This window comes from Flavobacterium sp., from assembly GCF_044368625.1.
GTDB lineage: Bacteria > Bacteroidota > Bacteroidia > Flavobacteriales > Flavobacteriaceae > Flavobacterium.
In genome coordinates, this window is record NZ_JBIPPD010000233.1 from 1 (window position 1) to 4,765 (window position 4,765).

General features: G+C 35.4%; 6 protein-coding genes. 5 read left to right on the plus strand and 1 reads right to left on the minus strand.

The window, feature by feature from the left end; genetic code table 11:
* The first annotated feature begins 83 nt into the window (after window positions 1–83).
* The 5 genes from ACIQ2X_RS13800 (at window position 84) to ACIQ2X_RS13820 (ending at window position 3,915) form a co-directional block, all read left to right on the plus strand.
* Window positions 84–899 carry a DUF5694 domain-containing protein gene (locus ACIQ2X_RS13800; RefSeq protein WP_396179518.1) on the plus strand — a complete coding sequence of 272 codons (816 nt, stop codon included), beginning with the start codon at window positions 84–86 and terminating at the stop codon, window positions 897–899.
* Between the two features lie 120 nt (window positions 900–1,019).
* Window positions 1,020–1,640: an L-threonylcarbamoyladenylate synthase gene (locus ACIQ2X_RS13805; protein ID WP_396179519.1), complete on the plus strand. Its 621-nt coding sequence runs from the start codon at window positions 1,020–1,022 to the stop codon at window positions 1,638–1,640.
* Window positions 1,641–1,776: 136 nt separating this feature from the next.
* Complete coding sequence (locus ACIQ2X_RS13810; protein WP_396179520.1) at window positions 1,777–2,628, plus strand: NAD(P)H-hydrate dehydratase; 852 nt, start codon at window positions 1,777–1,779, stop codon at window positions 2,626–2,628.
* Between the two features lie 811 nt (window positions 2,629–3,439).
* A complete protein-coding gene (locus ACIQ2X_RS13815; protein ID WP_396179521.1) occupies window positions 3,440–3,721 on the plus strand; it encodes a transposase in 282 nt (93 codons plus the stop codon).
* Window positions 3,722–3,732: 11 nt separating this feature from the next.
* Window positions 3,733–3,915 (plus strand): hypothetical protein, encoded by a 183-nt coding sequence (locus ACIQ2X_RS13820; protein WP_396179522.1) that lies wholly within the window; start codon window positions 3,733–3,735, stop codon window positions 3,913–3,915.
* A 627-nt stretch (window positions 3,916–4,542) separates the two neighbouring features.
* On the opposite strand, the gene ACIQ2X_RS13825 is transcribed toward ACIQ2X_RS13820, so the two are convergent.
* The coding region (locus ACIQ2X_RS13825; protein ID WP_396179524.1) for a hypothetical protein at window positions 4,543–4,765 on the minus strand (223 nt) is incomplete at its 5' end.

Below are 4,765 nucleotides of genomic sequence, written 5' to 3' on the forward strand. Positions count from 1 at the left end.
TTTGACCTTAAACACTTGGAGGAAAACTCCAAGTGTTTTTAATTTATCTGTTGCACTTATAACTTGAACTTACATTTCAAATTATGTACAAATTATTTATTTTTATGTTCTTGACAGTACTATCAACTGTTTCCGCTCAAACCCCAATTTTTAAAGATAAATTTGATCAAACCATCAAAGTTCTGAATTTTGGAACCTTCCACATGAGGTATACCGATGATGCAACTTCCGTTGAATTTGACGAAAATGATGCAAAAAATAAAGCAGAAGTTCACAAGATAGCGCAACTCTTGGCTAAATTTAAGCCCACAGTAATTATTGTAGAAACGCCGCCTTCATACAATCCAACTTTGCAAAAAGCGTATCAGGCGTATTTACAAAACCCTAAAATGGAAATCAAAGATCCAAATGAAATTGAATTGCTCGCTTTTGAATTGGGTCGTTTGGCACAAACACAACGAATATTTGGCATCGATCATAAAATGGGCTACAATTATGGAATAGGATATGAATTAGCGGCAACAAAAGTCAATGATGCAACCTATGAAAACTACATGAATTTGGCTACAGCCGAAGAAAAAAAAATAAATTTTGATCAATTACCGGTTTTTGAACAACTGAAGATGACCAATCATCCCCAATATCTAGACTTTCTAATAAATGTAAATGCGGATATGTTGGCTTATGTTTCAACCGAACAAAAATTTGAAGGAGCCGATGAAGCCGCTAAATTTTACCAAAGAAACCTAAGAATGTATTCCAATCTGAATCAAATTGACCTAAAACCAACCGACCGTGTGTTTATACTTATGGGTGCGGCTCATACTGCTTTTTTCAATGATTTTATGAAACGGAGTCCCAAATACGAGTTAGTCAATCCTTTTATGTATCTTAAATAAGTCGGTAATAGTTTGAATTTTAACTAATTTTGCCTAACTTCATTGTTAAAATTTGTTTCAGTTGTAAAGTTGAATTTTTAATTGATAAAACTTTGAACTTGAAACTTCAAATTAAAACCTATGGCACAATTTATAAAAATATACGAAGACAAACCCAACGAAGCGGCGATTGATAAGGTAGTCAAAGTTTTGAAAGACGGCGGTTTAGTGATTTATCCTACCGATACGGTTTATGGTTTGGGCTGTGATATTACCAACACAAAAGCTTTGGAACGTATTGCGAAAATCAAAGGAATTAAACTTGAAAAAGCAAACTTCTCGTTCGTTTGTTCGGATTTGAGCAATATTTCAGATTATGTTCGGCAAATTGATACCAGTACATTCAAACTTTTGAAACGAGCACTTCCAGGCGCCTACACCTTTATTTTGCCCGGAAATAACAATTTACCCAAGGAATTTAAAAAGAAAACAACAGTTGGAATCCGGGTTCCAGACAATGCCATTGCGTTGGAAATTGTGCGAAAACTCGGCAATCCCATAGTATCAACCTCCATTTACGATGAAGATGATGTGATTGAATACACTACCGACCCTGAATTGATTTTCGAAAAATGGCAAAACTTAGTAGACGTAGTTATCGACGGTGGATATGGCGACAACCAACCATCTACCATTATTGATTTGTCGGGACACGAGCCTGTACTTATTAGAGCAGGAAAAGGAGATGTTGATATTATTTAAATTTCGGAAAAGAACATAAAGACGAAAAGACTTAGAGACAAAAAGACATAAAAATGTAGATAGGTAAAGATGCTTTGTTACTCATCGCTTTTGCTAAACAAGTACACCCATTCAATTTTACAATGCAAATCAGCACATGAAAACCACAAAAGTAACTAAAGAAACGATTTTAAAAATCTACCATCCTGTCCAAAACGACACCCACAAAGGTATTCAAGGTCACGTTTTGATTATTGGCGGAAGTTATGGCAAGATGGGTGCGCCACTTTTATCAGCAAGAGCGGCATTGCATTCCGGATGTGGTTTGGTTACGGTTTTTGTACCAAAAATGGGGTATTCCATTTTGCAAACTGCTTTTCCAGAAGCGATGGTTTTGACCGATAAAAACGAGATGCACCTTTCGGATATTGCATTCTCAATCGTTCCAAAAGCCATTGGCATAGGGATGGGAATGGGGCAGGAACCCAAAACCCGCCGCGCTTTTTATAAATTTTTGACTTCCAATACCCTTCCACTCGTGATTGATGCCGACGGACTCAACGTGTTGGCCTACAATCCGAAATACTTGTTGCAACTCAAACCCAAAACCATTCTCACACCGCATGTAGGCGAACTCGAACGCCTCATCGGTACATGGAATTCTGATGCAGAAAAATTCGAGAAAACCGCGGCACTTTCAGCCTCTTTGGATGCTGTAGTAGTGATGAAAGGAGCGCCAACCTATATTTTTTCGGATGGAAAATGTTTTGAAAACAGTACAGGAAATCCTGCTTTGGCAACCGCTGGAAGTGGCGATACCTTAACGGGAATCATTACGAGTTTTTTAGCTCAAGGTTATCCCGCAGAAGACGCCGCTATTTTAGGAGTTTTCATCCACGGTTTAACTGCTGATTTGGCTTTGCCAACAACGGGAACACAAGCTTTCGTAGCTTCAACGATTATTGCATATTTAGGAAAGGCCTTTTTGGAAGTGGAGCGGCAGAAATAAAAAATTTCCAACATTCTTTGTCGATAATATTTTACCCAGAAATTCGATGGCCTCAAAGTTGTAGACGTTCTCTTATTGTGTAAAACTATTGAAAGATATTCATTTAAACACCAAACATTTATGTCAAATAAAGAGTAAGCCTTAAGATTTGTATTGGAAAAAAATCATATATGTTAAATTTTGAAGCGAGATAAAGCTTTCCTTCGGCTGATACATCGGCATTAGAGCGCGAGATTGATATGAAGGTGTATGCATTATATGGTTTGAGTGATGAGGAGATAAAGGTTGTGGAGGGGGAGTAGGAAGTATTAAGATTGGAGGATTAAAAATTACCATTATCGCAATAGATATTAATGTTTGTAACACATTGATTAAAATTATATTTCTCAGCATAACCTCCAGCTTTATCTGTTAAAGATTTGAATTTCCTCCAGCTTTAGCTGATAAAGATTTGAATTGCCTCCAGCTTTAGCTGATAAAGATTTGAATTGCCTCCAGCTTTATCTGTTAAAGATTTTAATTGCCTCCAGCTTTAGCAGTTAAAGATTTCAATTGTTTTCAGCTTTAGCTGTTAAAGATTTCAATTGTTTTGAGCTTTAGTTGTTAAAGATTTCAATTGTTTTGAGCTTTAGTTGTTAAAGATTTCAATTGCTTCCAGCTTTAGCTGATAAAGATTTGAATTGCCTCCAGCTTTAGCTGATAAAGATTTGAATTGCCTCCAGCTTTAGCTGATAAAGATTTGAATTGCCTCCAGCTTTAGCTGGAGGAATATATAGAATTAAATATCAGGCTTTAGCCAAAATCAATATTGATGAATTACAGCAATAATGTAAATAAATTTTCAACTATTTCATTTATAAGAGTTTACATCCATTTTGTTTGGTCAACAAAAAACAGAATACCATACCTAGCGACTCCTGAAATAAGACAAACTGTTTGGAATCACGTCCGGGAAAATGCCAAGGAGAAAGCAATTTATATTGATTTTATAAATGGACATGCTGAATATTGTCATTGTCTGATTTCTCTTGGAGTTGACCAAACTATTCAAAAAGTGCTGCAGCTGATTAAAGGAGAGTCTTCTTTTGGATAAATAAGCAAAAGTTGACATCGGAAAAATTTGAGTGGCAGGATGAATATTTTGCGGTTTCTGTAAGTGAATCCGTTTTAGACGGATTCAGAAATTACATCAAAAATCAAGAACAACACCACAGCAAAAAGACATTTTATCAAGAATATGATGAATTCATAATTAAATATGGATTTCAAAAATTTCCCGATAAATAATATCTTATAACACCAGCGTCTCGCTCGAGCCCAATGTAAAAAAGCTAAGCGGTTTATTTGTCATCCCGAATTCATTTCGGGATCTCACGATAGAAGCTGAAACGAGTTCAGCTTGACAAAGGATACGTATAATTTTATTGATTTTAGCGGCTATTTGTCATGCCAGCTCTCCGAAATATACCAGCTCTCCAAAGTATACTCACTCTGGCTGCGAAGTCAGAGACGTTCGCAGAGCAGCGTAATCCTTTCGCTTTCGTTCGGGTCGAAGATTTCTGGTTCGGTTTGTTTCTTTGTGATGTGTTTTGATTGTATTTTCACAACTACTTGATTTTATGAATCATAACAAAAAGGCAGTTAGCGTTTTACCAACACAAGCCGCACAACAATCAAAAGTGAAATTATTGCGATTTACTTGCAAAATCTAAATTTTATTGTATTTTTGCGGCATTATTTAAAAAACAAACAAAGATAAGTATGTCGTTTAAGGTTAAATTTTATTTTTTAATGCAAAAGCTTTGCAATTAAGCATTTTAGTAAAAATTATAAAGTAACGACTGGCTCAAACACATTTATTTAGAAGTTTAATTCCTGCTGTATACCTACTTTACGATTGCTATTCCATCCAGATTATAAATATCTCACAAAACCTTTCTTCAAGCCAAACAAATAAATCGTAAGAATAGTATACACACCAATTACAACGGTAATGTAACGTAAATATAATTTCGCTTGTAGTATAAATTTTGCAAGATCAGCCTGAATTACCACCCCAAAATGAAAGCTGCTCAACATAGTATTTGTAAATTCAATAAAAAAAAAAGAGGTATTACTTATTTTGAATTTTTGATAG

Bases quoted from the DNA above. Each gene is read 5' to 3' on its own strand.
- ACIQ2X_RS13805 (WP_396179519.1), top strand. From the start codon at position 1,020: ATGGCACAATTTATAAAAATATACGAAGACAAACCCAACGAAGCGGCG.
- ACIQ2X_RS13810 (WP_396179520.1), top strand. From the start codon at position 1,777: ATGAAAACCACAAAAGTAACTAAAGAAACGATTTTAAAAATCTACCAT.
- ACIQ2X_RS13800 (WP_396179518.1), top strand. From the start codon at position 84: ATGTACAAATTATTTATTTTTATGTTCTTGACAGTACTATCAACTGTT.
- ACIQ2X_RS13815 (WP_396179521.1), top strand. From the start codon at position 3,440: ATGAATTACAGCAATAATGTAAATAAATTTTCAACTATTTCATTTATA.